Here is a 26,458-nt window from a genome sequence, read left to right as displayed (position 1 = left end):
GGTCCGGTTGAGGGGGTGTGAGCGGCATGGATGCCGCGACCAAGCCCCCATGGATGGGTTTACGGCGTCCCCCTCAACCGGACCCACCCCGCCATCTCACGGAATGCAGGCTTTTGACCTTGACGTTGAAGTTGACGTTGCTTCTGCGGGTGCAGGGCGCAGCCCTGCCGGTGATACGCTACCGCCAGCGACTACCACGGAGGCGGGATGGGGGCGATCGTGTTGTTGCCGCTGGGCGTGGACGATGCGGCGCTTGACCGTTGCCTGGCCGCGCTCGATGCCGGCACGGCCGCCGGTACGTCGATCTGGCTGGGCGATGACGCGCAGGCCGGGCCACGCGCGCAGGCCGTGGTCGAACACTGGTTGGCGCATACCCCGCTGCAGGCCGAGTACACCCGCCGCGCACGGCCATTGGGCGAGGTCGCCCATCTGGATGAAATGCTGCGCGCCTGCGATGGCCTCGACGTAGCCGTGCTGGCGCCGGACAGCGTGCCGGCACCGGGCTGGCTGCAGCAGCTGCAGGCGACCTTCGCCCGCGATGCGGCCATCGCCACCGCCACCCCCTGGTGCAACGTCGGCGAGACCGCCGCCTGGCCGCGCCTGGGCGAACTCAACCCGGAGCCCACCGATCCGGCGATGCTGGCGCACGTCTGTGCCGCCTTGCCGGCCCTGCATCCCGAGCTGCCTTCGGCCGTTACCCATGCCGTACTGGTGCGCGCCAACGCACGCCGGCGCGCCGGTGGCCTGGATGCGGAAAGCTACCTCGGCTGGAACGCGGCCTTGGTCGACCTGAGCCTGCGCATGGCCGGGCTGGGCTGGCGCAACGTGCTGTGCGAAAACGCGTACGTCAGCCGTGCCAGCGAAGCGGTCAGCCGCGACGGTGATCTTGAAGCGCTGGCGGCGCGCTGGCCCGGCTGGGTGCCGCGCCTGGCTGACTTCCTGATGCACGACCCGCTGCACGCGCTGCGCCAGGACCTGCAGCAGCGCCTGCAGCAGGCGATAATGCCGCGCGGGCAGGGTGACCTGTTCGTGCCGCCATCGCCGCTGGAGCCGCCCGCTTGAATTCCGCCATTGCCGCCATCGTTGTCACCTACCAGAGCGGCAGCACCATCGACGCCTGCCTGTCGCGGCTGCGGCAGGCGCAGGACGTGGCCGAGATCCGGGTGATCGACAACGGCTCGCTGGATGACACCCTGGAAATCGTGCAGCGGCACGCCAGCTACGATCCACGGGTGCGTTTCATCGCCAACCCGGACAACCCCGGTTTTGCCGCCGCCAACAACCAGGGTGCTGCCGATTCGGGCAGCCCGTGGCTGGCGTTCATCAATCCGGACCTGCTGGTGGAAGGCGATACCTTGTCCACGCTGCGCGATCTGGCCGATGCGGTGGGCGACGCCCTGCTGGGTGTGGAGCAGGTGGACGAACACGGCCAGGCCGATGAAGCAGTCCGCCGCCGTGATCCCGATTTCCTGGCCATGCTGCGCTCGCCGGGGCGTGGCGCGCGGCTGGCGATTGCACGCGATGCCACGCAGCCGCTGCAGCAGGTGCCGGCACTGTCCGGTGCGCTGTTGCTGATGCAGCGTGGCTTGTTTGATCGCATCGGTGGCTGGGATGCCGGCTACCGCCTGCATGCCGAAGACCTGGACCTGTGCCGGCGCGTGCGCGAGGCCGGTGGGGTGGTCGCCATCGCCAACGACCTGAAGGTGACCCACGTGCGCGGCGTATCCAGCCGCTCGCGGCCGTTCTTCGTGGAATGGCACAAGCATCGCGGGCTGTGGCGTTATTTCAGCAAGTTCGAAGCAGCACAGCGCTCAGTGCCGGTACGGATGGCGGTGTGGGGCGCGATCTGGGCGCATGCGCTGGTGCAGGTGCCGAGGCTGCTGCGCCGATCGTTGTAGCGCCGAGCCCACGGTTCACTCCGCCGGGCGCATACTTCCACCCATGCCTATCATCCAGTCCCTGCTCGACACCGACCTGTACAAGTTCACCATGATGCAGGCGGTGCTGCATCAGCACCCCGGCGCGCAGGTCCAGTACCGGTTCAAGTGCCGCAACCCGGGTATCGAACTGGCCCGCTACATCGACCAGATCGACGAAGAGATCGACCACCTGTGCAGCCTGCGCTTCAGTAATGAAGAGCTGGACTACATGCGCGGGCTGCGCTTCGTGAAGCCGGACTTCGCCGACTTCCTCGGCCTGTTCCACCTGGACCGCAAGTACATCCAGCTGCGTGCATCGGAAACCGTGCCCGGTGAGATCGAACTGGATATCACCGGTCCCTGGCTGCATACCATCCTGTTCGAAGTGCCGCTGCTGGCGATCATCAACGAGGTCTGGTTCCGCAACACCACCACCGCCGATTTCGCCGAGGGCGAGCGGCGCCTGCAGGCCAAGGCCGCGCTGCTGCGCGACACCCCCGGTTTCGAGCAGTGCCGCATCGCCGATTACGGCAGCCGCCGCCGCTACTCGCGGGACTGGCACGCGCGCCTGCTGCCGTTGCTGCGCGATGCACTGGGCCCGCAGCTGGTCGGCACCAGCAACGTGCACTTCGCGCGCCTGTACGGCATGACCCCGCACGGCACCATGGCCCACGAGTACCTGCAGGCCTTCCAGGCACTGGGTCCGCGCCTGCGCGATTCACAGGTGGCGGCACTGGAATCCTGGGCGCGCGAATACCGCGGCGACCTTGGCATCGCGTTGTCCGACGTGGTCGGGCTGGACGCGTTCCTGCGTGATTTCGATATGTACTTCTGCAAGCTGTTCGACGGCGTGCGGCATGATTCCGGTGATCCGTTCGACTGGGGTGACCGCATGCTGGCGCACTTCCAGCAGCGTCGCGTCGACGCCCGCAGCAAGGTGCTGGTGTTCAGCGATGGCCTGGACATCGCCCGCGTCATGCGCCTGTACGATTACTTCCGCGGCCGCTGCCAGGTGGCGTTCGGCGTGGGCACCCATCTGACCAATGATCTGGGGCCGACGCCGTTGAACATCGTCATCAAGATGGTCCGCTGCAACGGCCAGCCGGTGGCCAAGCTCAGCGACTCGCCGGGCAAGAGCATGTGCGACGACCCGGGCTACCTGTCCTACCTGCGGCAGGTGTTTGAGCTGCCCGATCCAGCCAAGGGCTGATACGGGCGGCGGACGGCGTTCCACCCGGGGTGGGCGCCGGGCGGGGGCGTGGTGCGCAGAAATGACCGTGGGCGGAGGCCTTTGTTGACCGTGCGTTGATGCCGCAAGCGTCAGGATCAACGTTATGATGCCGTTACATCCACATGAATGTGACGTGCGTCATCAAATGAGTCTCCATTGCTGCAGTTCCCGCCCTGCATGTTTCCCCATGGACCCGTTGCTGATGGCCGCTGAGAGGAGCCACGCGTGACAGCGCCCCATCTGGCCATTGCCGGTATGCCCGCCGAATTCGTCGAAATGCGCAGCGGCGGCGTCTACTGGGCGGTCGCTGCCGGCAGTGCGCCAGCCGATCTGCTGGGGGCCAGTGCACTTGTGGGCGCTGCCGAAGTCGAGGAGGTTCTGCTGGCAACGCTGGGGCGTGGCGTCGAGCCGATGCTGTCACTGTTGTCCCCTGAGCAGGGACCTGCGCGGGTGCGTACGTTCCAGTGCCCCCATCAGGGCATGCAGCAGGCCCTGCGCGGCCTGGCCGGGGATCTTCCGCGCGCCTCGGGTGCGGCCACCGGCATGAGCGTGGTGCAGTTCCCGGTGGCTGCACTGGAAGGGTGGAACGATGCGCGGTTGTCACGCTGGTGCCAGCACCTGCAGCACTGGGCGCAGCAGTCAAACCAGGTCCTGCTGTTGCTGTGCCATGGCGAGGTGGCAACGGTTGCCCCGCGGTTGCTGTCGCTCAACCGCAGCTGCGCAGGCGTTGCCCAGCTGCACCCGCACCGTGGCGCGTTGCAGCTGCTGCTGCACTACTGGGCCAACAGCCATGGCGTGGTTGCCCAGCGCGCCTTCGGCGTTGAACAGGCTGGCCACTGCCTGCAGCGGCTGCCCGACGCCGAGGCTGCCGCGCCGTCGCTGGCTGCCGAGAGCGGTAGCGACCGTGATCTGTTCCTGACCCAGGCCGATGTACTGGAAGGCGCACCGCCCTTGTCTTCGGCCTGGAGGCTTTACGAGGGCTGGGCCGGGCTGATGCCGGCGGCACTGCAGGCGCGTGAAGCCACGGTTGTGCTGGCCATCAGCGAGAACACACAGGTCGATGCACTGGCACGCCTGCTGCACCGCCTGCGCCGGGAGCGCGGCGATGCGCTGAAGCTGGTGGTGCGCGAACTGCAGCCCTGCCTGCGCTATGCCGATGAGCGATTGCTGCTGCAATGCGGTGGCAGCCTGGTGGTGCCGGCGCATACGCCGCTGCCGCGCCTGTTGACCCTGCTCGACACCGTGCAGCGGCAACGCTGGCAGGGGCAGCTGGCAGCCGACCCCGAACCGTTGATCCGCGCGCATCGACCACCGGCGATCAGCGGTCAGGTCAATCCAATGCGCTTCCGCCAGATCGCCGCCGATCGTATCGATCAGGATGGCAGTGCAGTGGAAAGCGCGGTGCTGGCATTGCAGCCGGTGGCCGGGTTGCGCGCCGAACAGACGTTGCAGCAGTTGCGCATCCGGCGTCAGGGCGATCTTGCCTGCGTGTACCGTGGGCAGGTACGCCTGTTCCTGTTCGGTTGTCGCCGCGATGCCATCGAACAGGCGCTGACCAACCTCTTCCGCTTGCCATGGCGCGAGCTGTTCGATGGCTACCAGCGCCTTGCCGAATTCGATATCGCGGCGATGAATGCCAGCGGCAGTGATCCGGAAGCGGAGGTGCTGCCGTCTGCCGCCGAGGTTCTGCCGGCCGTGCCGACCGTGGTGGTCGCAGCGCCGTTCGCCACACCTGCGCCGCTGCGGCTGGGAGATGAGCCATGACCACCGACCAGCAGCTATGGACGTTGATCGTCGCCTGCGCGGTACTGATGATTCCGTTTGGGGCGATGCTGGGGGTGCTCTGGCGCGGCCTGCGTCGACGTGCCGGCCGCTGGCTGCCGCCGCGCCACCTGCGTCGGGTGGGCGTACGCCAACGCGCGCCGCGGAGGCCCGCATGAGTCCGCAGGCGTTGCCCGCATCACCGTTCGCCTGGGCTGACCTGCGCGGCTGGAACCTGTACTTCCTGTCCAAGGTGGTGCTGGCCTGGATGGGCGCCCTGAATCTCAAGCTCCTGCCCAACCTGTTGTTCCTGGCCGTGCTGCTGGTGCCGCTGCGCTGGCGGTGGGCGCGCATTGCGCGCACGGTCGTGGCCGTACCTGTCGGTGTGGCGCTGTACTACCAGGACACCTGGTGGCCACCGTTCCAGCGATTGCTGGCGCAACCGGGCGTGCTGGATTTCTCCGCCGACTACTGGCTCGAACTGGCGCAGCGTTTCATCAACTGGCAGATGGTGACGGTACTGCTGCTGCTGGTGGTGGCCTATTACCTGCTGAAGCCGTGGCTGCGCATCACCACCCTGAGCGTGCTGGGCATGCTTGGCATGGCGGTGATGGCACTGCCTCTGCCGGCGGGGTGGGGATGGGGTGGCAGCCAGGCCGTTGCGGCCAGCGGCAGTGCGGGTGCCGGCACCGGTGCTGCAGGGTTGGCACCGGCCAGCAATGACAGCCTCAATACCTGGCTGGCCAGCTTCTACCAGCAGCAGGCCGGACTGAAGACTGCGTTCCCGGCGCCCTCCAGTGGTGCCCCCTTCGACGTCATCATCCTCAACATCTGCTCGTTGGCCTGGAGTGATCTGGACGAAGTGGGCATGCGCCAGAACAACCTGCTGGATCGCATGGACGTGGTCTTTGATGACTTCAATTCGGCGACTGCCTACAGCGGCCCGGCGGCGATCCGCCTGCTGCGTGCCAGCTGCGGGCAGACCTCGCACACCGCGTTGTTCGATCCGGTGCCGGCCGAATGCCAGCTGTTCTCCAATCTGCAGCGACTCGGCTTCCAGAGCGAACTGGCGATGAACCATGATGGTCACTTCGACGATTTCATCGGCGAGCTGTCCAAGTATGGTGGCCTGCAGGCCAAGCCGATGGATATCAACCCGCTGCCGCGCGCACTGGTGGCCTTCGACAAGTCGCCGCTGCGCCGCGACGGCGACGTTCTCAATGGCTGGTTCAAGCAGCGGCAGGCCGAGTCCACCCAGCAGGTCGCGTTGTTCTACAACACCATCTCGCTGCACGATGGCAATCGCATCGTCGGCGCCGATGGCCGCGCCAACGCGGCCGACTACAAGGCGCGTGCCGAGATGGTACTGGGCGACATGGCCGGCTTCGTCGAGGCAGTCGAGAAGAGCGGGCGCCGGGCAATGATCGTGGTGGTGCCCGAACACGGCGCCGCCCTGCACGGGGATCGCATGCAGATTCCGGGCATGCGCGAGATTCCCAGCCCTTCCATCACCCACGTTCCGGTCGGGGTGAAACTGGTGGGAATGGGCGCGCCGGCGGCAGGTGGCCCGCGCCATGTACCCGAGCCGAGCAGCTACCTGGCCATCTCCGAACTGGTATCGCGCGTCTATGCGCTCAATGCGCAGTCGCCGCCGGCCGATCGCAACTGGGACAGCCTGCTGAACGGCCTGCCGCAGACCCCCTCGGTTTCCGAGAACGAGGGCGCCAAGGTCATCGATTACGGCGGCAAGCCCTGGCTGCAGTTGCAGGGCAGCCAGACCTGGAGCCCCTATCCAGAGGACAAGCGCTGATGACCGCCGACATTCTTGCCGTGCCCGTCACCCTGTCCGTGGAAGAGGACGACATCGACCTGCTGCGTCGCAGCCTGGACATGCCGGATATGCCGTACGTGGATTTTTCCGCACAGCATGAACGCGCCCGGGCATTGGCGCGCTGGCCGTTGCTGGCCGAACTGGAGCGGCTGCCATGAGTACGCTGCTGTCGTTGCAGGGCGTGCAGGGCGGTACCGGCGTGACCACCGTTCTGGCGGCATTGGGCCAGGCCCTGCATGCGCAGGGGCAGCGGGTGCTGCTGGTGGAGTGCAGCCCGGACCAGATGCTCGGCCTTCACCTGGGGCTGCCGGCGAAGGAAACCGGCGGCTGGGCACGCGCCCAGCTTGATGGCAACGACTGGCGCATGGCCGCCTTCGCCTGCGCACCCGGGCTGGCGGTGCTGCCGTATGGGCGCGTCGACGAGGAGGAGGCAATCCGGATTGAAGCGTGGCTGCAGGCAGCACCGGCTACCTGGGCCGAGCGTCTGCCGCTGCTGTCGCCGCAGTTCGACTGGGTACTGTTCGATCTGCCGCAACGCCTGCCTGCACATGCGGCGGCCATCAACCAGCACGCTGGCTGCACCCTGCCGCTGCGCGTGGCGCGTGTCGATCCGGGCAGCCACGTGATGCTGCAGCGACAGCACGCCGACAGGCGCCGGCTGTTGGCCAATCGCTACGACCCAGCCGTGCCGGTGCAGCGTGACCTGATGCAGCTGTGGCTGCATGCACATGCCGAGCGCCTGCTGCCACAACCGCTGCACGAGGACGCGCGGGTGCCCGCTGCACTGGCCAGCAAGCAGCCGCTGGGCCGCCATGCTGCCGATTCACTGGCGGCCGCCGATATCGACGGCCTGGCGCTTTGGTGCCTGGCCGAAGCCGCACGCCGGCAAGCGCGGGGTGCGCAGGAATGATGGGCGCACGGGTCTACTACCTGCACTGGGGCCGGCTGCGCGAGCGGGTTCATGCAGCGTGGCCGACCCGGCTGATGCTGTGGCTGCTGCAGGCCATCGGCTGGGCATTCCTGCGCCTGGAAGCACCGGCCTGGCAGGGGCTGGCACCGCGCCTGCGAGGGGCGTTCCCGCAGTTGCAGGGCGACCGCCGCTGGCGTCCTGGCGATCCGTTGCGGTTGTTGATACAGGCGCTCTGGCTGTCGATCGTGCGCCTGGTACCACGGCCCTCGAAGCGTCGGCAACGCCTTGCGCGGGCGCGCCGTGAGCGCATCGCCGAACTGCGTGGGGCCGCCGGGCGCGGGCACCTGCGTTACCTGCGCGCGATGCGCGATGCGCCCAGCGAAGTCTGGAACAGCCGTTTCATCGCCTGGGCCGGCCAGCGCCTGCAGGCGCTGTCGCCGCGTAGCCGCAACGTGTTGACCTTCCTGATCGGCCTGGCCACGCTGGGGCTGGCCGTACTCTGCATCACCCAGCCATTCACCTACTTCGCCCAGTTCGTGTTCGTGCTGCTGCTGTGGGTCATCGCGCTGCTGGTGCGGCGCATGCAGGGCCGCTACGCCACCCTGGTGCTGGTCGTGCTGTCGATGACGGTGTCCTGCCGCTACCTGTGGTGGCGCTATACGGCCACCTTGAACTGGAACAGCACCTTCGACCTGATCTGTGGCCTGGTGCTGCTGGCGGCCGAAACGTATTCGTGGTTGGTGCTGATGCTTGGCTACGTGCAGGTAGCCTGGCCGCTGCGCCGCCGCCCCGCGCCGCTGCCGGCGGACATCCAGCAATGGCCGACGGTGGATGTGCTGATTCCCACCTACAACGAAGACCTCGCGCTGGTGCGGCACACCGTTTACGCGGCAATGGGCCTGGATTGGCCAGCTGACAAGCTGCGCATCCATATCCTCGACGACGGCAAGCGCGAGGAGTTCCGCGCCTTCGCCGAACGCGCCGGGGTCAACTACATTACCCGCACCGACAACCGTCATGCCAAGGCCGGCAACCTCAACCATGCGTTGACCCTGATCGATGGCGAGCTGGTGGCGATCTTCGACAGCGACCATCTGCCGGTGCGCTCGTTCCTGCAGGTCACCTGTGGCTGGTTCCTGCGTGACCCCCGGCTGGCGCTGGTGCAGACCCCGCATCACTTCTTCTCGGCCGATCCATTCGAGCGCAACCTGCAGGTGTTCCGCAGCGATCCCAACGAAGGCGAGTTGTTCTACGGCCTGGTGCAGGATGGCAACGACCTGTGGAACGCGGCATTCTTCTGCGGCTCCTGCGCGGTGCTGCGTCGCGAAGCGATCGATGCGATTGGCGGCTTCGCCACCGAGACCGTCACCGAAGACGCCCACACCGCGCTGCGACTGCATCGCCAGGGCTGGAACTCGGCCTACCTGCGCATTCCGCAGGCTGCCGGCCTGGCCACCGACAGCCTCGGCGCACACGTCAACCAGCGCATCCGCTGGGCCCGCGGCATGGTGCAGATATTCCGCATCGACAATCCGCTCATCGGCAAGGGCCTGAGCCTGTTCCAGCGCTTCTGCTATGCCAATGCGATGCTGCACTTCCTGGCAGGCATACCGCGGCTGGTGTTTCTTACCGCACCGCTGGCATTCCTGCTGCTGCACGTCTACATCATCTATGCCCCGGCGCTGGCCATCCTGCTGTTCGTGGTACCGCACATGGCCCATGCCAGCCTCACCAACGCGCGTATCCAGGGCAAGTACCGCCGCCCGTTCTGGGGCGAGGTGTATGAAACCGTACTGGCCTGGTACATCGCGCGCCCGACCACCATCGCGCTGTTCAGCCCGGGCCGGGGCAAGTTCAATGTCACCGACAAGGGCGGCACCCAGGCCGGCGATCGCTTCGACTGGCGGGTGGCGCGCCCCTACCTGGTGCTTGCCCTGTTGAACGTACTCGGCCTGTGTTTTGCGGTCTGGCGCTTCATGCATGGCCCGGCCGACGAACGGGGCACGGTGATCGTCAGTTCGCTGTGGGTGCTGTACAACCTGCTGATCGTTGGCGGTGCGCTGGCAGTGGCCGCCGAAGTGCAGCAGGTGCGGCGCACCCACCGGGTGACGACGCGACTGCCGATGGCCCTGCAGGTACCTGATGGCCGTCGCCTGCGTGGCGTGCTGCAGGATTATTCCAACGATGGCGTAGGCGTCGAGCTGGGTGACGATCCACAGCTGCTCGAAGGGCAGCCGGTGCAGGTGCTGCTGGGGCGCGGCCGTCGCGAGTTTGCGTTCCCGGCGCGGGTGCAGCGCAGTGTCGGCCATCGGCTGGGGCTGCTGCTGGACTTCGAGGATGAGCGCCAGCGCGTGGAATTTGCCCAGTGCACCTTTGCCCGTGCCGATGCGTGGCTCGACTGGCACGCCGGCTACAAGCCCAAGAGCCTGCCACGCAGCCTGTGGAGCGTGCTGGCGCTCGGTTGGCGCGGCTACCGGCGGATGGGCGATTTCGCACCCTTCGATCTTGATCGCCCCGCGCACTGGAACCGCCGCCTGCTGCGCTGGCTGGCCAGTTTCGCTCCACAACGTCCGCTTCCATCCCACCCGGCTGACCCAGCCGCTGATCCAGGGCTTCGTCCATGAGCATTCCGTCCCCTCTGCGCTGGCTGTTGCTGCCTCTGCTGGCCCTGCCTGTGGCGTCCGGCAACAGTGCGCCGGCCACGGTACCCGCGCCGACCAGCGGTTCCACCCCGGCCGCATCGACCACCCAGGTTGCCGTGCCAACGCCGGTGGCGGCTGCACAGGTTCCTGCTGCACGCACCGAAGCGGCATCGCCGCAGACCTGGGCCGGCAGCGCCTGGCCATGGCAGCGGGAAAGCACCTTTGCCCAGCTGGGGCGCCGCCAGGACACCTTGCTGTCGGGCGTGCGCAATTCCACCACGTTCGAATTCCAGGTGCGGCGTGACCGCCTGGCGCGTGAGGCCGAGCTCGACCTGAGCTTCACTCCGTCGCCCTCGTTGCTGCCGACGCTGTCGCACCTGCGCGTCTACCTCAACGACGCGATGATGGGCGTGGTGCCCATCAGCAACGACCAGCTGGGTCGACCGGTGCAGGCAAAGCTGCCGCTGGACGCGCGCCTGATCGCCGATTTCAACCAGGTGCGGCTGGAATTCGTCGGCCACTACACCGACATCTGCGAAGAGCCCACGCACAGCTCGCTGTGGGTGAACCTGTCCAGCAACAGCACGCTGCGCGTGGGCGGCCAGGTGTTGGCGATGCAGGATGATCTGGCCAACTTCCCGTTGCCGTTCTTCGACCCGCGCGACACTGCGCGGCTGGAACTGCCGGTGGTGTTCGGCAGTGCGCCTACGCTGGCCCAGCAGCGTGCCGGTGCGGTAATGGCGTCCTACTTCGGCAGCCTCGCTGGCTGGTGGCGGCAGGCGCGCTTCCCGGTCAGCTTTGGCGCGCTGCCGGCACAGGGCCACGCGGTGATACTGGCAGTCAATGGCAAGTTCCCGCCGGTGATCGCCAACCACGCACCGGTGAAGGGCCCGGTGGTGGAGCTGATGGCGTTGCCGGAGGATCCGCAGCGCAAGCTGCTGCTGGTGCTGGGTCGCAACGACGATGATCTGCAGAAGGCGGTAGCAGCGATGGCTGCCGGCAATGCGCTGTTCCGCGGCAAGCAGGTGGCCATCGACGAAATCAAGCCGCTGGCTCCGCGCAAGCCCTATGACGCGCCAAACTGGGTACGTACCGACCGCGCCGTGCGCCTGGCCGAACTGCTGGATTACCCGCAGCAGCTGCACGCCAACGGCGTGTCGCCACAGCCGATCACGGTCAATCTCAACCTGCCACCGGACCTGTTCATCTGGCGCAACCAGGGTATTCCGCTGAACCTGCGCTACCGCTACACGCCGCCGTTCGGCAGCGATGAATCGCGTCTGGGCGTGGCGATCAACGATCAGTTCATTTCCAGCTTCCCGCTGGTGCGCCGCAACGGCAAGCAGGGCCTGGAGGAAATCCGCCTGCCGGTGTTGGCTGGCGACAGCGGCGCCGATGATGGCCGCCTGCTGATTCCTTCGCTCAAGCTGGGCGATCGAAACCAGCTGCGCTTCGATTTCAACTTCGCCAGCGTGATGGGCAGTGCCCAGCGCGACCACTGCCAGACCGTGCTGCCGCCGAACCTGCAAGCGGCGATCGAAGAAGATTCGACCATCGACTTCTCCGGGTTCCACCACTACATGGGCCTGCCGGACCTGTCCGCGTTCGCGCTCAGCGGTTTCCCGTTCACCCGCATGGCCGATCTGTCCGAGACGGTGGTACTGGTGCCGGCCAAGGCCAGCGAAGCGCAGGTCAGCCTGCTGTTGAACCTGGTGGGTGGCCTGGGCGTACAGAGCGGTTACCCGGCCTATGGCCTGCGCCTGTCCGATGACTGGAAGCAGGCCAGTGCGATCGATGCCGATCTGCTGATGCTTGGCGCCTTGCCGGCCGAGCTGCGCGGCAGCGACCAGCTGTCGCTGTTGATCGATGACCAGCGCACGCGCCTGCTCAACGGGCAGTCGCCCTCGCCGCAGCTGGCGACGGAGCAGGCCCGCCGTGGCAGCCGCGCCGGCGACCCGGCAGTGACCCAGGTGGCAGTGACGGCCGACGCGCCCTTCGCGGCGATCATCGGCTTGCAGTCACCGCTGCACGCCCAGCGCAGCATCGTCTCGCTGGCGGCCAGCAACGTGGCCGACTACGGCCTGCTCGACGAGGCCCTCAGCGACACCGGCAAGCGCGAGGCGATCGCCGGCTCGGTGGCCATCCTGCGCAGTTCCGGCATCCACAGCCAGTTCGTCGGCGAGCACTACTACGTAGGTGCGCTGCCGTGGTGGCTGCTGCTGTGGTACCACCTGGCCGATCATCCGGCGCTGCTGGCGGTGCTGGCCACCGTGGTCGTGCTGATGGTCGCCTTCCTGTTCTGGCGCATGCTGCGCTGGGTCGCTGCCAAGCGCCTGGATCAAGGCCACTGATGGCACGCAAGCCGTCCTCGCTGGCAGCTGCTTCCGGCCTGGTCCTGTGGGGGCTGGCCGGTGCGTGCGCTGCACAGCCGTTGCCGGCCACACCGGGCGGCACCGTGGCCGAACAGCGGCAGTGGCTGTTGCAGCAGGTGCGCATCGGCGAAGCCAGTGGACGCCAGGGACTGATCGAAGACGCGCTGGCCCGACTGCGCATGCTCGCACCAGATGACCGCAGCACCCTGGTGGCCATCCTTGAAGTGCAGCTGTCGCAGCAGAAGATGGACGATGCCGATGCGACGCTGCAGCGCCTGCGCCAGCTGGGTGCGGGCAGCCGCGAACTGGCGGCCGGCGAGCGCTTGTGGCGGGCCTATCGCGGTGACCTGCAGCAGGACCTGCAGCAGGCGCGCCTGTTCGCCGCCGGTGGCCGCAGCGATGAGGCGCTGGTGATCTACCGGCGCCTGTTCAATGACGATCCGCCGGGCCTGCAGCTTGGCCTGGAATACTGGCGGCTGCGTGGCACCCAGCCCAGCGGGCGCGATGCGGCCATCCGCGAACTGACCGCGCTCGACCGCAGCTACCCAGGCAACACCACCCTGCTGCAGTCGCTGTCGCAGCTGCTGTTCGCTGCAGGCCGTGATGCCGACGCGCTGGCGGCATTGCAGCGCATGGGCCGCAATCCCGAAGCACGGGCACTCGCGGCCGATGCCGAATGGGGCTACCTGCAGGACCAGCCCGCCGACGAACGCAACGTGCGCCGCCTGCAGGAATTCATCACCCGCAACCCCACCTTCAGCGACATCGCGCTGGTGCGCGAGCGCTACGCCGACCAGCACAAGCGGGTGAGCGACCCGGCGTGGCGCGCCGGCCTGCGCGGGCAGCAGCTGCTTGACGGCGGTCGCAACGCCGATGCCGAGCGCGCGTTCCTGCAGGCACTGCGCGGCTATCCGCGCGAGCCTTCATTCCTCGGTGGGCTGGGCATGGCGCTGATGCGCCAGGGACGCCGCGAGCAGGCCATCGGCTACTTCCAGCGTGCCGTGCAGGCCACGCCGGCCGGTGACAACAACGACAAATGGCGCGATCTGGAAACCAGCACACGCTACTGGCTGCTGCTGGACCAGGCCGAGGCTGCGCTGGCAGCCGGACAGCTGGACCAGGCCGACGTGCTGTACCTGAAGGCGCGCCGGCAGCAGCCACGTGAGATCAACGCCATCCTCGGCCAGGTCGATGTGGCGGTGGCACGGGGAGATGACGCAGCGGCCGAGCGGCAGTTGCAGGCCGCGCGACGGCTGGCGCCGCGCGATGCCAACGTCGTCCGCAAGCTGGTGCAGTTGTATGGCCGCACCGATCCACAGCGGCTGGAAACATTCATCAATGCATTGCCGGCCGCGCAGCGCAGTCTGTATGCAGACGACCTGCGCCAGCTGCAGATCAGCCGCTTGCGCGAGCGCCGTGAGCAGGCGCTGGCCGCAGGCGATGCCGAGGCTGCCATCACGCTGGGCCGTGAGCTGCGCCGTGAGCTGCCTGCCGATGCCTGGCTGGCCTACGCGCTGGGCAATGAACTGCGGGCTGCGGGGCAGCAGGAGGACGCCGACGCGATCATTGCCGACATGGCCGCACGCAACGCCGGTACCGAAGCACGCTATGCGCAGGCGCTGTACCTGTCCGGGTCCGATCGCCTGCCGCAGGCGCTGGCGGTGCTTGATGCGGTGCCGCGCACGCAGTGGGACGATGACATGCGCGCGCTTGCCGAACGCCTGCAGCGCCAGCAGCTGATCGATCACCTGTGGGACCTGCGCGCGCAGGGCCGGGAAGCGGAGGCCATCGCGCTGCTGCAGCAGCAGCCGGCGAGCGCCGACAACCAGTTGATCCTGGCCGAGTGGGCGCGCTTGCGTGGCGATCACGCGCAGGCCCTGCATTACTATCAGAAGGTGCTGGCACAACAGCCGGACAATCCGGATGCGCAGCTGGGCCAGGTGCAGGCCTGGATCGGCACCGGCGACCTGTCCAGCGCGCGCCGGCAGATGCAGGAGGCGCCGCCGTTGGTGGCCGACGATGCAATCGGCCAGCAACGCCAGCTGGCCAGCATCTGGACCGACCTGCGCGAAGACGCCAGGGCGCTGCAGGTACTGCGCGCGCTGCTGGCGCGCCAGAGCGGGCCGGACGCACAGTCCTGGCGCGACGCGGCGCGACTGGTGCGGCGCGACGATCCCCAGCAGGCGTTGGACATGTATGCGCGGGCGATGGCCGACAACCAGCTCATTGCACCGGCGCAGGCGCAGCCGCGCGACAACCGCGCCCTGACCCTGGCCAGCCGCGAAACGGCCAGCGATGACTGGCTGCGGCGCAGCCTGCGCAGCGACGTGGAAACCCTGTACCAGCAGGAAAACCCGACGTTGACCGTGATGCAGGATTCCGGCCGCCGCAGTGACGGCACGCCGGGCATCTCGAAGCTGAGCCGCGACACCCGTATCGTCCACCTCGACGCACCGTTCGCAGGTGGCCTGGGCTGGGCGCGTATCGAACAGGTACGGTTCGACGCGGGGCGTTTCCAGACCGATGCCAACGGCACCTACAACGAGGATTTCGGCAGCTGCGACCTCGGCCTGATCCAGGCCGACGGCACGCGCCTGCAGGCACCAGGCTGCACCCGCGACGTCCATCAGCGGCGCACGTCCGGTGTCGGCCTGGCCATCGGCTGGCGCACCCTGGATGACCGCTGGAACATCGACGTCGGCCACACCCCGTCCAACTATGTGGTGGGCAACTGGCTGGGTGGCGTCACCCTCAATGGCGACCTTGGCCGTCTCGGCTGGGGCGCCACCGTCTCGCGGCGGCCGATGACCAACTCGCTGCTGTCCCAGGCCGGTGCGGTCGATCCGCGCAGCGGCATCGCCTGGGGCGGTGTCACCGCCAATGGCGTGACCTTCAGCCTGGGCTACGACGAAGGGGGGCGCAACGGTGTGTGGTCGAACTGGAGCTGGCACCAGCTGAGCGGTCGCAACGTGGAGAACAACACCCGCGCACGGGCGATGGTGGGCTGGTACCACAAGCTGATCCAGCGCCCGGACATGCGTCTGGATGTGGGCACCACCGCGATGTACTGGCGTTACCAGAAGGACCTGGGCGGCTACTCGCTGGGGCAGGGCGGTTACTACAGCCCGCAGCGCTATGCCTCGTTGAGCCTGCCGGTCGGTTTCGCCTGGCGCAATGACAACTGGTCGCTGCGCGTGGATGGCTCGTTCAGTGTGTCCAACGCGCGTACACGCTCGATCAGCCGCTTCCCGGACGAGGCGCTGATCCAGCGCGTGATCGCGCAACTGGAACCGCAGTACGGCCCACTGCAGCTGGACCCGGAGGGGCTTTACACCACCGATGGCAGCAGCACCGGTACCGGCTACCGCCTGTATGCGGCGGTGGAGCGTCGCCTCGGCGATCACTTCGTGCTGGGTGCAGCGGGCACCCTGCAGCGCAGCCGCGACTTCTCGCCCAACACCTTCCAGCTCTATCTGCGCTATACCTTCAAGCCGTGGCAGGGCAACCTGCCGTTGCCCGTCTCTCCGTTGGTGCCGTATGGCGAATTCCGCTGATCTGCAACGCCGCCGCCTGCTGCAGTCGGTGGCGCTGCTGCCGTTGCTGGCCACTGTGGGCAGCCGTGCCGCGACGGGTGCGCCGCGATGGCCGGCCTGGCAGGTACTGCAGGACAGCAGCCTGAGCCGCGACGGCCGCATGATCGACCGCAGCCAGCAGGATCAACGCTCGACCTCGGAAGGCCAGTCCTACGCCCTGTTCTTTGCGCTGGTCGACAACGATCCGGCGCTGTTCGACCGCATCCTGGGCTGGACCCAGGACAACCTGGCGCAGGGCGACATGGGCCAGCACCTGCCTGGCTGGCTGTGGGGGCGCGATAGCCAGGGGACCTGGCGCCTGCTGGACGACAATCCTGCTTCCGATTCGGACCTGTGGCTGGCCTATGCGCTGCTGGAAGCCGGGCGACTGTGGCGCCGCCCGGCATTGCAGGCCATCGCCGAAGGCATGCTGGCGCAGGTGCGCAAGCGCGAGATCGTGCAACTGCCGGGAGTGGGGCCGATGCTGCTGCCGGGGCCGCAGGGTTTCATTGAAGACGGCGCTACCCGGGTCAATCCCAGCTATCTGCCGCTGCCCCTGTTGCGCCGCTTCGCCGCCGCTGATCGTGGCGGCCCTTGGCAGGCACTGGCTGAATCCACCGTAGCGATGCTGCAGCAGACCAGTCCGCACGGTTTCGCACCGGACTGGGCGGCATGCAAGGACGGCGTCTTCATTGTCGACCCGGTCAATGGCGCCATCGGTGGCTACGATGCCATCCGCTGCTACACCTGGGCGGGCATGACCGCGCCGCGCGATCCGTTGTACCGCCGCCAGCTGTCCGCGCTGTCCGGTCCCTTGCAGCGCCTGCGCAGTGGTGCACCGATGTGGGAAAAGGTTGATACCCGCAGCGGCAAAGGGCAGGGCGAGGGCAACTATGGTTTCCGTGCGGCCCTGCTGCCCTATCTGCTGGCACAGGGCGAAAAGACCCTGGCGGCATCGTTGCTGGCAAGCCTGCCCAGCGCCGAGCAGCAACGTGCCGACGAACCGGCCTACTACTCGCAGATGCTCACACTGTTCGGCCGTGGCTGGGCCGAAGGCCGCTGGCGCTTCGCCGCAGACGGGCGCCTGCAACCGCGCTGGTAACCCTTGCAGGCCGCCGGGCATGGCCCGGCGCTACCGAACGCAGCGCGATGTACCGGCTTCCGGTAGTGCCGGCCACTGGCCGGCAACATCATTCCAGCGCGTAGCGCAGCGCGAACAGCACCGCCACCAGCCACACCGCCGGATGCACCTCGCGCCAGCGCCCGGTGCCGGCCTTCAGCGCCGCATAGGCGATGAAACCAAACGCCAGGCCGTTGGCGATCGAATAGGTGAACGGCATCGCCAGTGCACACAGCGCGGCCGGCACCGATTCGGTCAGATCGCTCCAGTCCACTTCCACCAGCTCGCGCAGCATCAACCCGGCCACGAACAGCAGCGCCGGTGCGGTGGCATAGCCGGGCACCATCGCGGCCAGCGGCGAGAACAGCAGCGCAGCCAGGAACAGCGCGGCCACCACCAGTGCGGTCAGCCCGGTGCGGCCACCGACCTGCACGCCGGAGGCACTCTCGGCAAAGGCGGTGGTACTGCTGGTACCCAGCAGCGAACCGGCAACAATGGCGGTGCTGTCGGCCAGCAGCGCACGGCCGAAACGCTTCTGCGCGCCCGGCAGCTTCAGCAGGCCAGCGCGGCCGACCACCCCGTACAGCGTGCCGGTGGCATCGAACACTTCCACCAGCACGAACACCAGTACCACCTGCAGCAGCACCGCAATGGGCGCGCCACCGTTGTGGTGCAGCAGGCCTGGCAGGTCCAGCTGCAGGAACGTCGGCGCCAGGCTCGGCGGCAGCGACACCAGGCCGTGGTACTGCACATCGCCCAGTGCCCAGCCGGCGGCGGTGACCGCCAGGATGCCGATCAGGATCGCGCCGCGCACACGCCGCGCTTCCAGGATCGCGATCAGCAGGAACCCGCCCAGCGCCAGCAGCGGCGGCGCAGTGTTTAGCGGACCCAGCGCCACCAGCGTGTCTTCGTTGCCGATGATCACGCCGGATTTCTGCAGCGCGATGATCGCCAGGAACAGGCCGATGCCGGCCACGATCGCCGACCGCAGCGATGCCGGAATGCCCGACACCAGCCATGCGCGCACGCCGGTCAACGACAGCAGCAGGAACACCAGGCCGGAAATGAACACCGCCGCCAGCGCCTGCTGCCACGGCAGGCCGGCAGCACCGACCACGGTGAAGGCGAAGAACGCATTCAGGCCCATGCCCGGCGCCATGCCGACCGGGAAGTTCGCCGCCAGCGCCATCACCATCGAGCCCAGTGCCGCGGCCAGGCAGGTGGCCACGAACACCGCGCCGGCGTCCATGCCGGTGGTGCCCAGAATCTCGGGATTGACGAAGACGATGTAGGACATCGTCAGGAACGTGGTGACACCGGCCAGCAGCTCGGTGCGCACGGTGGTGCCGTGCTGTTGCAGCTGGAACAGGCGTTCAAACAGGGACATCGCAGATCTCTCGTACCTGCGCGCCCGGTTGCCGAAAGGCCGTGGTGCGTCGTCAGGCGGTTAGAAGTGGTAGTTCAACTTCAGCGTAACGCTGCTGTAGTCGCTGTGGAAGCTGCGACGGGCTGCAGCCGGGTAGTTCGGGTCTTCCAGCGTTACCGGGCTCGAGCCCAGGTGGGTGTAGCGGTACTCGGCGCCCGCCGAAAGGCGCTCGTTGAAGCGATACAGCACGCCCGCACCGACGCTGGTGCCGGTGGAAACGTGCGATGCGGCGGTCTCGAACTCGGCAACGCGGCAACCGTTGGTGGCTTCCACCAGCGACTTGTCGCAACCCAGTGCGAATTCCTGCCGGGCCACGGTCACCCCCGCGCTCAGGTAGGGCAGCCACTGGCCGGCGGCATAGCCCAGGGAAAGGTCGACCGCGCCGGAACGGGTCACCGCATCCTTGCCGTGGTACGGGCTGTGCTGATGGGTGTCGCGGTCCTGCCAGCGGCCACCGATGCTGCCGGCGCTGAAGCGGCCTTCAATGCCGACCACCACATTGTTGTCGAACTGCCAGAAGCGGCCGGCCTGCACGCCGCCGGCGAAACCGCCGAGGCGCTTTTCGGTTGCATTGGCATTGCTGCGGTCCTGGCTGTGGCCCTCACCATGGGTGGCGTGTACGCCGATATGGATACCGTCCCAGTCAGCGGTGGCGGCCGTGGCGGTGCTCGACAGCAGCAAGGCTGCCGATGTGAAGATCAGTGCTTTCATCGTCGTTTCCTACGTGGGGATGAATCGGGGACGTAGGAAAACCGATGGGTGAAGCCGGAAACATACAACGAGTTGCAAAGTGCCGATGATGCCGGGTACGACAGGGTTTCAAGGGTGCTTGATGCTCATCGCGGCCACGGAGACCGTGCCGAAGGACGGCCCGAAAGAGCCAAAAGCGTCAACAAACAACGATTGCAACCCGTAAAAGGCGAAAGGCCGCGCAAGCGCGGCCTTTCGTTTCCTGCGGTGATGCTTACTTCAACGCCTTGAAGCGCAGGCGCTTGGGCGCCGCGTCGTCGCCCATGCGGCGGCGCTTGTCTTCTTCGTACTCGCGGTAGTTGCCCTGGAAGAACTCCACGTGCGAATCGCCTTCGAACGCCAGGATGTGGGTCGCGATGCGATCCAGGAACCAGCGGTCATGCGAAATGACGAAGGTATTGCCCGGGAACTCCAGCAGCGCATCTTCCAGCGCACGCAGGGTTTCGATGTCCAGATCGTTGGACGGTTCATCGAGCAGCAGCACGTTGCCACCCTGCAGCAGGGTCTTGGCCATGTGCAGTCGGCCACGCTCACCACCGGACAGCGAACCGACCATCTTCTGCTGGTCCTGGCCCTTGAAGTTGAAGCGGCCGATGTAGGCACGCGACTGGATCTCGATGCCGTTGATGTTGAGGATGTCCAGACCGCCCGCGATTTCCTGGAACACGCTGTGGTTGCCTTCCAGCGCGTCGCGGCTCTGGTCGACGTAGGACAGCTGCACGGTCGGGCCGACCACGATCTCGCCGGTATCCGGCTTTTCCTTGCCGGTGATCATCTTGAACAGGGTCGACTTACCGGCACCGTTGGGGCCGATGATGCCGACGATGGCGCCCGAGGGCACCAGGAAGTTCAGGTTGTCGAACAGCAGGCGGTCGCCGAACTTCTTCGAAACGTTCTTGAATTCCATCACCGCCTGGCCCAGGCGCTCGCCCGGCGGGATGAAGATTTCATTGGTCTCGTTGCGCTTCTGGTAATCGACCGACTGCAGCTCTTCCAGGCGGGCCAGACGCGCCTTGCCCTTGGTGCGGCCGCCCTTGGCGTTCTGCCGCGACCACTCCAGTTCCTTCTGGATCGCCTTCTGGCGAGCCTTTTCCTGGTTGTCTTCCTGCTTCAGGCGCTCATCCTTCTGGGTCAGCCAGTCGGTGTAGTTGCCCTTCCACGGAATGCCGCGGCCGCGGTCCAGTTCCAGGATCCACTCGGCGGCGTTGTCCAGGAAGTAGCGATCATGGGTAACGGCCACGACGGTGCCGGTGTAGCGCGCCAGGAACTGTTCCAGCCATTCCACCGACTCGGCATCAAGGTGGTTGGTCGGCTCATCGAGCAGCAGCATGTCCGGCTTCTGCAGCAGCAGGCGGCACAGCGCAACGCGGCGCTTCTCACCACCGGACAGCTTGCCGACGATGGCTTCCCACGGCGGCAGGCGCAGCGCATCGGCGGCCACGTCCAGCTGGTTTTCCAGGGTATGCGCATCGCCAGCGGCGAGGATCGCCTCCAGGCGCTCCTGTTCCTTGGCCAGCGCATCGAAGTCGGCGCCTTCCTCGGCATAGGCGGCATACACCGCATCCAGCGCAGCCTGCGCCTGCAGCACTTCGCCCACGCCTTCCTCGACCGCTTCACGCACGGTCTTGGTCGGGTCCAGCTCCGGTTCCTGCGCCAGGTAGCCGACCTTGATGCCGGCCTGCGGGCGGGCTTCGCCCTCGAAGTCGGTGTCCACGCCGGCCATGATCTTCAGCACGGTGGATTTGCCGGCGCCGTTCAGGCCCAGCAGGCCGATCTTCGCGCCCGGGAAGAAGGACAGCGAGATGTCCTTGATGATCTGCCGCTTGGGCGGGACCACCTTGGACACGCGGTTCATGGTGTAGATGTATTGCGAGGACATGCTGTCTCCGTAGGCGCGACCCTGCGCCCGTTCCGTCGCCGGGAACATCCCGATGCGACAGCAGGCACAGACTGAATGGAATACCCCCAATTATAGCCGGAACCGCCTGTCGCCCGCGCCGTTTCGGGCCGCCGGGGCTGGCCGCTGCCTGAATACCCCGTCACAGCGGCAGGGCGGGAAGCGTTTCCAGCCGGAAACGGTTCAGATCGCATGCGCAAGATGGGGTCACCACCCATCCACAGAGGTCTGTCATGCATATCAATCGACTCCTGGCCGGCGCCGTGGCCTCTGTGCTGGCGCTTGGCGCCGTCGCCCCGGCCTTCGCCGACAACGACCACCGAGGTCGCGACCACGACCGCCGCGAATGGCGGGAAGATCGCCGCGAGTGGCGTCAGGACCGCCGCGAGTGGGAGCGCGACCGTCGCGAAGCGCGCCGCGATTACCGCGACGACCGCCGTGACTGGCGCCGCGACCATCGCTACGACCACGGCTACTACCGCCCGGCACCGCCGCCGCGGGTGGTCTATCGCCCTGGCTATGGGCACGGCCCAGGCTATGGCTGGAAGGTCGGCCACCGCTATCGCGACTACTACCGCGGCCCGGTCTACGTGGTGAACGACTACCCGCGCTATCACCTGCGCCGCCCGCCGTATGGCCACCAGTGGGTGCGCGATGACCGCGGCAACATGCTGCTGGTCGCGGTGGCCACCGGCATCCTTGCGGACTTCATCCTCAGCAGCCGCTGAGCCGGCGGTCAGATCCAGAGGCAAACCATACGGGGCCGGATTCCTTCGCGCGGATCCGGCCCCGTTCGTTTCGGCCCCAGCGGGCCGGCACGGGGCTACAATCGAGGGCTGAGCCGCACCCTCCTTTCCCCGCCTGCTGGAGTACCCGATGTTCCCGCGTGACGTCCGCATCGAAACCTACGATCCCGAACTGGCCAAGGCCATCGCCGCCGAAACCCAGCGCCAGGAAGACCATGTCGAGCTGATCGCCAGCGAGAACTACACCAGCCCGGCGGTGATGGAAGCGCAGGGCAGCCAGCTGACCAACAAGTACGCCGAAGGCTATCCGGGCAAGCGCTACTACGGTGGCTGCGAATACGTGGACATCGCCGAGCAGCTGGCCATCGACCGCCTGAAGCAGCTGTTTGATGCCGACTATGCCAACGTGCAGCCGCACAGCGGTTCGCAGGCCAACCAGGCCGTGTACTTCGCGCTGCTGCAGCCGGGCGACACCATCCTCGGCATGAGCCTGGCCCACGGCGGCCACCTCACCCACGGTGCCAAGGTCAACGCCTCCGGCAAGCTGTTCAACGCCGTGCAGTACGGTGTGAACGACCAGGGCCTGATCGACTACGACGAAGTCGAGCGCCTGGCCCTGGAGCACAAGCCGAAGATGGTCGTGGCCGGTTTCTCTGCCTATTCGCAGGTGATCGACTGGGCGCGCTTCCGCGCGATCGCCGACAAGGTCGGTGCCTACCTGTTCGTGGACATGGCGCACGTTGCCGGTCTGGTTGCGGCCGGCGTGTACCCCAGCCCGCTGCAGCACGCCCACGTGGTCACCTCCACCACCCACAAGACCCTGCGCGGTCCGCGCGGCGGCATCATCGTGGCCAAGGGTGCTGACGAAGACCTGGTCAAGAAGCTGCAGTCGATCGTGTTCCCCGGCATCCAGGGCGGTCCGCTGATGCATGTCATCGCCGGCAAGGCGGTGGCCTTCAAGGAAGCGCTGGAGCCGGGCTTCAAGGCCTACCAGCAGCAGGTGGTGAAGAACGCTCAGGCGATGGCCAACACGCTCATCGCGCGCGGCTACAAGATCGTTTCCGGCGGCACTGAAAACCATCTGATGCTGGTCGACATGATCGGCAAGGACGTGTCCGGCAAGGATGCGGAAGCCGCGCTCGGCAAGGCCCACATCACCGTCAACAAGAACTCGGTGCCCAACGACCCGCGTTCGCCGTTCGTGACCTCGGGCCTGCGCCTGGGCACCCCGGCTGTGACCACCCGCGGTTATGTCGAACAGGACTGCGTGGACCTGGCCAACTGGATCGCCGACGTGCTCGACGCCCCGGCCGATGACGCGGTCATCGCCCGCGTGCGTGATGCCGTCAGTGCGCAGTGCCGCAAGTACCCGGTCTACGGTTGATGAGTGAACGCCGCCAGCGCCTGCTTTATGCGGCGCTGGCGGTGTTGTTCGGTGCGCCCAGCGTGCTGTTCGGCGGGGCGATGGCCGTGCTTGGCATGGCCGGAAGCGTGGCATCGCTTGCCGATGGCACCGTCGCGCTGCCAGGGCAGGCGCTGATGCTGGTGTGGGGCCTGGCCGGTGTTGCCGGCTGCCTTGCCTGGCTGGGGCTCAGCTGGGGCTATCTGTTTGGAGGTCGTAGTGCGCTGCAGGTGCGCAGCCGCGCACAGTGGGGCGCGCTGCTGCTGGGTATGGTTGCCAGCCTGCCACTGCTGGGCATCGGGGTCTGGCTGGGCCTGACCCACGGCCGCGGAGCCTTCGTTCTTCTGCTGGCCGGGCCTTCGCTGCTGGTGCCGGCCGGCATGCTCTGGTGGCTGCGGCCGCGCACGTGATACGAGACCTCGGCAAGGAGCGTTGAACGCATGGATGAGCGTCTGCACAAACGCCTGTATATCGCCCAATGCCTGCTGCTGGGCCTGCCCGCACTGGTGGCCGGCGGCGGCGTTGCCGGCTACGGCATCTACACCTTCCTCACCCGCCATGGCCTGATGCGTGGCGATGAAGGCGCGGTGCTGTTCCTGTGGGCCAGCGCGGGTGTGGTGGGGCTGCTGTGCTGGTTGTGGTTGAGCCTGCGCTATCTGCGCCGGGGCCGCGAGGGCCTGCGCTTGTCACCGGCGCTGCCATGGATCGGCCTGCTGCTGGGCACGCTGGCCGCGCTGGGTGTGGTGGGCGTTGTGCTTTTCAGCCTCTTCACCGGCAGCCCATGGCAGGTGCTGGGCTATCTGGTGCTGGGCGTACCGCTGCTGCTGCCATCGGCGCATCTGGTGTGGCTGCACGCGCGATGCTGAAACATCCGGCGCAGATAGCGCACGCTGAATTCACCCAAGCCCCTGCAATCCGGGCGTTTACGCTGCTGAATTTGCTGGGACAAGGCTTCTCAGGTACCTTTGCGACGCTGCCATGACCGTGGCAATAGGTACTTCCCTGAGCCAGGCGTTCCATGTATTGCCCCTTCTGCCAGCATACCGATACACGGGTCATCGATTCGCGCGTCTCCGAAGACGGCGCGACGATTCGCCGTCGGCGTGAGTGCGAGGCGTGCAACGAGCGCTTCAGCACCCTGGAAACCGTTGAACTGAAGTTGCCGGCCATCGTCAAGAGCGATGGCACCCGCGAAGCCTTCGATGCCCGCAAGGTGCGCGCTGGCTTCGACCGCGCGCTGCAGAAACGCGCCGTGCCCGAAGAGAAGATCGAAGCGGCGGTGCGTGCGGTGGTCCACCAGCTGCGCATCAGCGGCGAACGCGAAGTGCCGTCGATCAAGGTGGGCGAATTCGTGATGAACGAACTGCGCAAGCTCGATCATGTCGGCTATGTGCGTTTCGCTTCGGTGTACCGCAGCTTCGAGGACGTGGCCGATTTCCGCGAGGAGATCGAGAAGCTCGAACGCGACCTGCCTTCCAGTACCGAACAGCTGCAGCTGCTGGGCGATGTGATTGCCCTGACCAAGAAAAAGAAGGGCTGACGCCCCGGTAGTTGCCAACCTTGGTTGGCCAGATGGCACCATCCACTGGTGGGTGCCAACCGTTGGTTGGCACTGAAGGCCGCATGGCGTCGATCAACGCCAGCAGCGTTACCATGGCGCCATGAGCACATCGTTCACCGTCCTTGACCACCTGCACATGGCCAACGCGCTGCGCCTGGCCGAGCGCGCTGCCTATACCACCCGCCCCAACCCGATGGTCGGCTGCGTGATCGCCCACGGCGAACGCGTGGTCGGGCAGGGCTGGCACCAGCGTGCCGGCGGCCCGCATGCCGAAGTGTTCGCGCTGCGCGAAGCGGGCAACGAGGCGCGCGGTGCCACGGCCTACGTCACCCTGGAACCCTGCGCGCATTACGGCCGCACACCGCCATGCGCGTTGGCGCTCATCGAAGCGGGCGTGTCGCGCGTTGTCGCCGCGATGCGCGATCCGTTCCCCAAGGTCGATGGCGGTGGCTTCGATCTGCTGCGCAATGCCGGCATCGAGGTTGCCGAAGGGCTGATGGCCGCGCAGGCGCGCGAGCTCAACAAGGGCTTCCTGTCGCGCGTGGAGCGCAACCGCCCGTGGTTGCGGGTCAAGCTGGCGGCCAGTCTGGACGGTCGTACCGCGATGGCCGATGGCAGTTCGAAGTGGATCACCGGTCCGGCCGCGCGCGAAGACGTGCAGCACTGGCGTGCACGCGCCGGTGCGATCCTCACCGGCGCCGACACCGTGCTGGCCGACGATCCGATGCTGACCGTGCGCCTGCCCGGCGCCGACGTGGTGCCGCCGCTGCGCGTGGTGCTGGACAGCCGCCTGCGCTCGCTCGAATGCGCGCGTGTGCGCGAGGGTGGGGCACCCACGCTGTACCTGCATGATGCGGCGTTCAGTCCACCGGACGCGGCCGATGCCGGCTTTGCCAGCGTCGCGCTGCGCCACGGCCACCTCGACCTGGGCGCGGTGCTGTCACTGCTGGCCGAGCGCGGCATCAACGAAGTGCATACCGAAGCCGGCGCGACATTGGCCGGTGCGTTGCTGCGCGGTGGCTGGGTGGACGAGCTGCTGCTGTACCAGTCGCCGATACTGCTGGGCGACAGCGGTCGCCCGCTGCTGGCCGGTCTCGGCATCCACACGATGGACCAGCAGCATCGATTGCGCGTGGTCGATCAACGCCAGGTAGGCGACGATCTGCGCCTGCTGCTGCGGGTGTAAGGCGTCCGCCGGGCATGGCCGGGCGCTACCGGATTGATTCGCCGGCATGGCCCGGCGATGCAGGGACGTCGCCGGGCCGCGCGCGGCGGCACCTGACCAGGCCGTTCCATACGCCCTGCATACGCGCACGTA

General features: G+C 67.2%; 21 protein-coding genes. 18 read left to right on the top strand and 3 right to left on the bottom strand.

Annotated features, from left to right (window positions below; translation table 11 throughout):
- Positions 1 to 207: 207 nt before the first annotated feature.
- From ACVOLJ_RS18885 to bcsZ, 12 genes are all read left to right on the top strand, one after another.
- The gene (locus ACVOLJ_RS18885; protein ID WP_475279292.1) at positions 208 to 1,062 is read left to right on the top strand and encodes a glycosyltransferase family 2 protein; all 855 of its coding nucleotides are present in this window, start codon (positions 208 to 210) and stop codon (positions 1,060 to 1,062) included.
- On the top strand, positions 1,059 to 1,898 hold the full coding sequence (locus ACVOLJ_RS18880; RefSeq protein ID WP_475279291.1) for a glycosyltransferase family 2 protein: 840 nt from the start codon (positions 1,059 to 1,061) through the stop codon (positions 1,896 to 1,898). Before ACVOLJ_RS18885 ends, ACVOLJ_RS18880 begins: the two co-directional genes overlap by 4 nt.
- A 43-nt stretch (positions 1,899 to 1,941) precedes the next feature.
- Positions 1,942 to 3,129: a nicotinate phosphoribosyltransferase gene (pncB, locus tag ACVOLJ_RS18875; RefSeq protein WP_481564821.1), complete on the top strand. Its 1,188-nt coding sequence runs from the start codon at positions 1,942 to 1,944 to the stop codon at positions 3,127 to 3,129.
- Positions 3,130 to 3,375: 246 nt separating this feature from the next.
- Positions 3,376 to 4,914, top strand: coding sequence for a BcsE family c-di-GMP-binding protein (locus ACVOLJ_RS18870; RefSeq protein ID WP_481564820.1), 1,539 nt, complete (start codon positions 3,376 to 3,378; stop codon positions 4,912 to 4,914).
- Entirely contained in the window at positions 4,911 to 5,090 is a 180-nt protein-coding gene (bcsF, locus tag ACVOLJ_RS18865) for a cellulose biosynthesis protein BcsF (protein ID WP_481564819.1), read from the top strand. Before ACVOLJ_RS18870 ends, bcsF begins: the two co-directional genes overlap by 4 nt.
- Complete coding sequence (gene bcsG / locus ACVOLJ_RS18860) at positions 5,087 to 6,721, top strand: cellulose biosynthesis protein BcsG (protein WP_481564818.1); 1,635 nt, start codon at positions 5,087 to 5,089, stop codon at positions 6,719 to 6,721. The genes bcsF and bcsG overlap by 4 nt, the downstream gene beginning before the upstream one ends.
- Positions 6,721 to 6,900 (top strand): cellulose biosynthesis protein BcsR, encoded by a 180-nt coding sequence (gene bcsR / locus ACVOLJ_RS18855; protein ID WP_481564817.1) that lies wholly within the window; start codon positions 6,721 to 6,723, stop codon positions 6,898 to 6,900. The genes bcsG and bcsR overlap by 1 nt, the downstream gene beginning before the upstream one ends.
- The gene (gene bcsQ, locus ACVOLJ_RS18850; RefSeq protein ID WP_481564816.1) at positions 6,897 to 7,652 is read left to right on the top strand and encodes a cellulose biosynthesis protein BcsQ; all 756 of its coding nucleotides are present in this window, start codon (positions 6,897 to 6,899) and stop codon (positions 7,650 to 7,652) included. Before bcsR ends, bcsQ begins: the two co-directional genes overlap by 4 nt.
- The gene (gene bcsA / locus ACVOLJ_RS18845) at positions 7,652 to 10,276 is read left to right on the top strand and encodes a UDP-forming cellulose synthase catalytic subunit (RefSeq protein ID WP_481564815.1); all 2,625 of its coding nucleotides are present in this window, start codon (positions 7,652 to 7,654) and stop codon (positions 10,274 to 10,276) included. Before bcsQ ends, bcsA begins: the two co-directional genes overlap by 1 nt.
- Complete coding sequence (gene bcsB, locus ACVOLJ_RS18840; protein WP_481564814.1) at positions 10,273 to 12,645, top strand: cellulose biosynthesis cyclic di-GMP-binding regulatory protein BcsB; 2,373 nt, start codon at positions 10,273 to 10,275, stop codon at positions 12,643 to 12,645. Before bcsA ends, bcsB begins: the two co-directional genes overlap by 4 nt.
- Complete coding sequence (gene bcsC / locus ACVOLJ_RS18835; protein ID WP_481564813.1) at positions 12,645 to 16,220, top strand: cellulose synthase complex outer membrane protein BcsC; 3,576 nt, start codon at positions 12,645 to 12,647, stop codon at positions 16,218 to 16,220. The genes bcsB and bcsC overlap by 1 nt, the downstream gene beginning before the upstream one ends.
- The gene (gene bcsZ / locus ACVOLJ_RS18830; protein ID WP_481564812.1) at positions 16,204 to 17,340 is read left to right on the top strand and encodes a cellulose synthase complex periplasmic endoglucanase BcsZ; all 1,137 of its coding nucleotides are present in this window, start codon (positions 16,204 to 16,206) and stop codon (positions 17,338 to 17,340) included. Before bcsC ends, bcsZ begins: the two co-directional genes overlap by 17 nt.
- An 88-nt stretch (positions 17,341 to 17,428) precedes the next feature.
- Here the strand turns inward: bcsZ and ACVOLJ_RS18825 are convergent, their stop codons facing one another.
- The 3 genes from ACVOLJ_RS18825 to ettA all read right to left on the bottom strand — a co-directional run bounded on the left by ACVOLJ_RS18825 (position 17,429) and on the right by ettA (position 21,413).
- Positions 17,429 to 18,745 carry an NCS2 family permease gene (locus tag ACVOLJ_RS18825; RefSeq protein ID WP_475279271.1) on the bottom strand — a complete coding sequence of 439 codons (1,317 nt, stop codon included), beginning with the start codon at positions 18,743 to 18,745 and terminating at the stop codon, positions 17,429 to 17,431.
- Between the two features lie 60 nt (positions 18,746 to 18,805).
- A complete protein-coding gene (locus ACVOLJ_RS18820; protein ID WP_481564811.1) occupies positions 18,806 to 19,495 on the bottom strand; it encodes an outer membrane protein in 690 nt (229 codons plus the stop codon).
- Between the two features lie 253 nt (positions 19,496 to 19,748).
- Complete coding sequence (gene ettA, locus ACVOLJ_RS18815; protein WP_475279269.1) at positions 19,749 to 21,413, bottom strand: energy-dependent translational throttle protein EttA; 1,665 nt, start codon at positions 21,411 to 21,413, stop codon at positions 19,749 to 19,751.
- A gap of 251 nt (positions 21,414 to 21,664) precedes the next feature.
- Between ettA and ACVOLJ_RS18810 the strand changes: the two genes are divergently transcribed.
- The 6 genes from ACVOLJ_RS18810 to ribD all read left to right on the top strand — a co-directional run bounded on the left by ACVOLJ_RS18810 (position 21,665) and on the right by ribD (position 26,326).
- Positions 21,665 to 22,159 (top strand): RcnB family protein, encoded by a 495-nt coding sequence (locus ACVOLJ_RS18810; protein WP_475279268.1) that lies wholly within the window; start codon positions 21,665 to 21,667, stop codon positions 22,157 to 22,159.
- Positions 22,160 to 22,307: 148 nt separating this feature from the next.
- Positions 22,308 to 23,561, top strand: a complete 1,254-nt coding sequence (gene glyA, locus ACVOLJ_RS18805; protein ID WP_475279267.1) for a serine hydroxymethyltransferase — start codon at positions 22,308 to 22,310, stop codon at positions 23,559 to 23,561.
- Complete coding sequence (locus tag ACVOLJ_RS18800) at positions 23,561 to 23,989, top strand: hypothetical protein (protein WP_475279266.1); 429 nt, start codon at positions 23,561 to 23,563, stop codon at positions 23,987 to 23,989. The genes glyA and ACVOLJ_RS18800 overlap by 1 nt, the downstream gene beginning before the upstream one ends.
- Positions 23,990 to 24,019: 30 nt before the next feature.
- Positions 24,020 to 24,445: a hypothetical protein gene (locus ACVOLJ_RS18795; RefSeq protein WP_481564810.1), complete on the top strand. Its 426-nt coding sequence runs from the start codon at positions 24,020 to 24,022 to the stop codon at positions 24,443 to 24,445.
- A gap of 152 nt (positions 24,446 to 24,597) precedes the next feature.
- Complete coding sequence (nrdR, locus tag ACVOLJ_RS18790; RefSeq protein WP_475279264.1) at positions 24,598 to 25,119, top strand: transcriptional regulator NrdR; 522 nt, start codon at positions 24,598 to 24,600, stop codon at positions 25,117 to 25,119.
- 121 nt (positions 25,120 to 25,240) lie between these two features.
- Positions 25,241 to 26,326 (top strand): bifunctional diaminohydroxyphosphoribosylaminopyrimidine deaminase/5-amino-6-(5-phosphoribosylamino)uracil reductase RibD, encoded by a 1,086-nt coding sequence (gene ribD, locus ACVOLJ_RS18785; protein ID WP_481564809.1) that lies wholly within the window; start codon positions 25,241 to 25,243, stop codon positions 26,324 to 26,326.
- The last annotated feature ends 132 nt before the right edge of the window (positions 26,327 to 26,458 follow it).

It is taken from the genome of Stenotrophomonas sp. STEN046, assembly GCF_056759755.1.
The sequence above is the reverse complement of the archived record's forward strand: the minus strand, read 5'-3'. Positions and strand labels throughout refer to the sequence as shown.

What these genes read in the sequence shown, in the direction of transcription:
- ACVOLJ_RS18885 (WP_475279292.1), top strand. Translation starts at nt 208, where the DNA reads ATGGGGGCGATCGTGTTGTTGCCGCTGGGCGTGGACGATGCGGCGCTT.
- pncB (WP_481564821.1), top strand. Translation starts at nt 1,942, where the DNA reads ATGCCTATCATCCAGTCCCTGCTCGACACCGACCTGTACAAGTTCACC.
- bcsF (WP_481564819.1), top strand. Translation starts at nt 4,911, where the DNA reads ATGACCACCGACCAGCAGCTATGGACGTTGATCGTCGCCTGCGCGGTA.
- bcsG (WP_481564818.1), top strand. Translation starts at nt 5,087, where the DNA reads ATGAGTCCGCAGGCGTTGCCCGCATCACCGTTCGCCTGGGCTGACCTG.
- bcsR (WP_481564817.1), top strand. Translation starts at nt 6,721, where the DNA reads ATGACCGCCGACATTCTTGCCGTGCCCGTCACCCTGTCCGTGGAAGAG.
- bcsQ (WP_481564816.1), top strand. Translation starts at nt 6,897, where the DNA reads ATGAGTACGCTGCTGTCGTTGCAGGGCGTGCAGGGCGGTACCGGCGTG.
- bcsA (WP_481564815.1), top strand. Translation starts at nt 7,652, where the DNA reads ATGGGCGCACGGGTCTACTACCTGCACTGGGGCCGGCTGCGCGAGCGG.
- bcsB (WP_481564814.1), top strand. Translation starts at nt 10,273, where the DNA reads ATGAGCATTCCGTCCCCTCTGCGCTGGCTGTTGCTGCCTCTGCTGGCC.
- bcsC (WP_481564813.1), top strand. Translation starts at nt 12,645, where the DNA reads ATGGCACGCAAGCCGTCCTCGCTGGCAGCTGCTTCCGGCCTGGTCCTG.
- bcsZ (WP_481564812.1), top strand. Translation starts at nt 16,204, where the DNA reads ATGGCGAATTCCGCTGATCTGCAACGCCGCCGCCTGCTGCAGTCGGTG.
- ACVOLJ_RS18825 (WP_475279271.1), bottom strand. Translation starts at nt 18,745, where the DNA reads ATGTCCCTGTTTGAACGCCTGTTCCAGCTGCAACAGCACGGCACCACC.
- ACVOLJ_RS18820 (WP_481564811.1), bottom strand. Translation starts at nt 19,495, where the DNA reads ATGAAAGCACTGATCTTCACATCGGCAGCCTTGCTGCTGTCGAGCACC.
- ettA (WP_475279269.1), bottom strand. Translation starts at nt 21,413, where the DNA reads ATGTCCTCGCAATACATCTACACCATGAACCGCGTGTCCAAGGTGGTC.
- ACVOLJ_RS18810 (WP_475279268.1), top strand. Translation starts at nt 21,665, where the DNA reads ATGCATATCAATCGACTCCTGGCCGGCGCCGTGGCCTCTGTGCTGGCG.
- glyA (WP_475279267.1), top strand. Translation starts at nt 22,308, where the DNA reads ATGTTCCCGCGTGACGTCCGCATCGAAACCTACGATCCCGAACTGGCC.
- ACVOLJ_RS18800 (WP_475279266.1), top strand. Translation starts at nt 23,561, where the DNA reads ATGAGTGAACGCCGCCAGCGCCTGCTTTATGCGGCGCTGGCGGTGTTG.
- ACVOLJ_RS18795 (WP_481564810.1), top strand. Translation starts at nt 24,020, where the DNA reads ATGGATGAGCGTCTGCACAAACGCCTGTATATCGCCCAATGCCTGCTG.
- nrdR (WP_475279264.1), top strand. Translation starts at nt 24,598, where the DNA reads ATGTATTGCCCCTTCTGCCAGCATACCGATACACGGGTCATCGATTCG.
- ribD (WP_481564809.1), top strand. Translation starts at nt 25,241, where the DNA reads ATGAGCACATCGTTCACCGTCCTTGACCACCTGCACATGGCCAACGCG.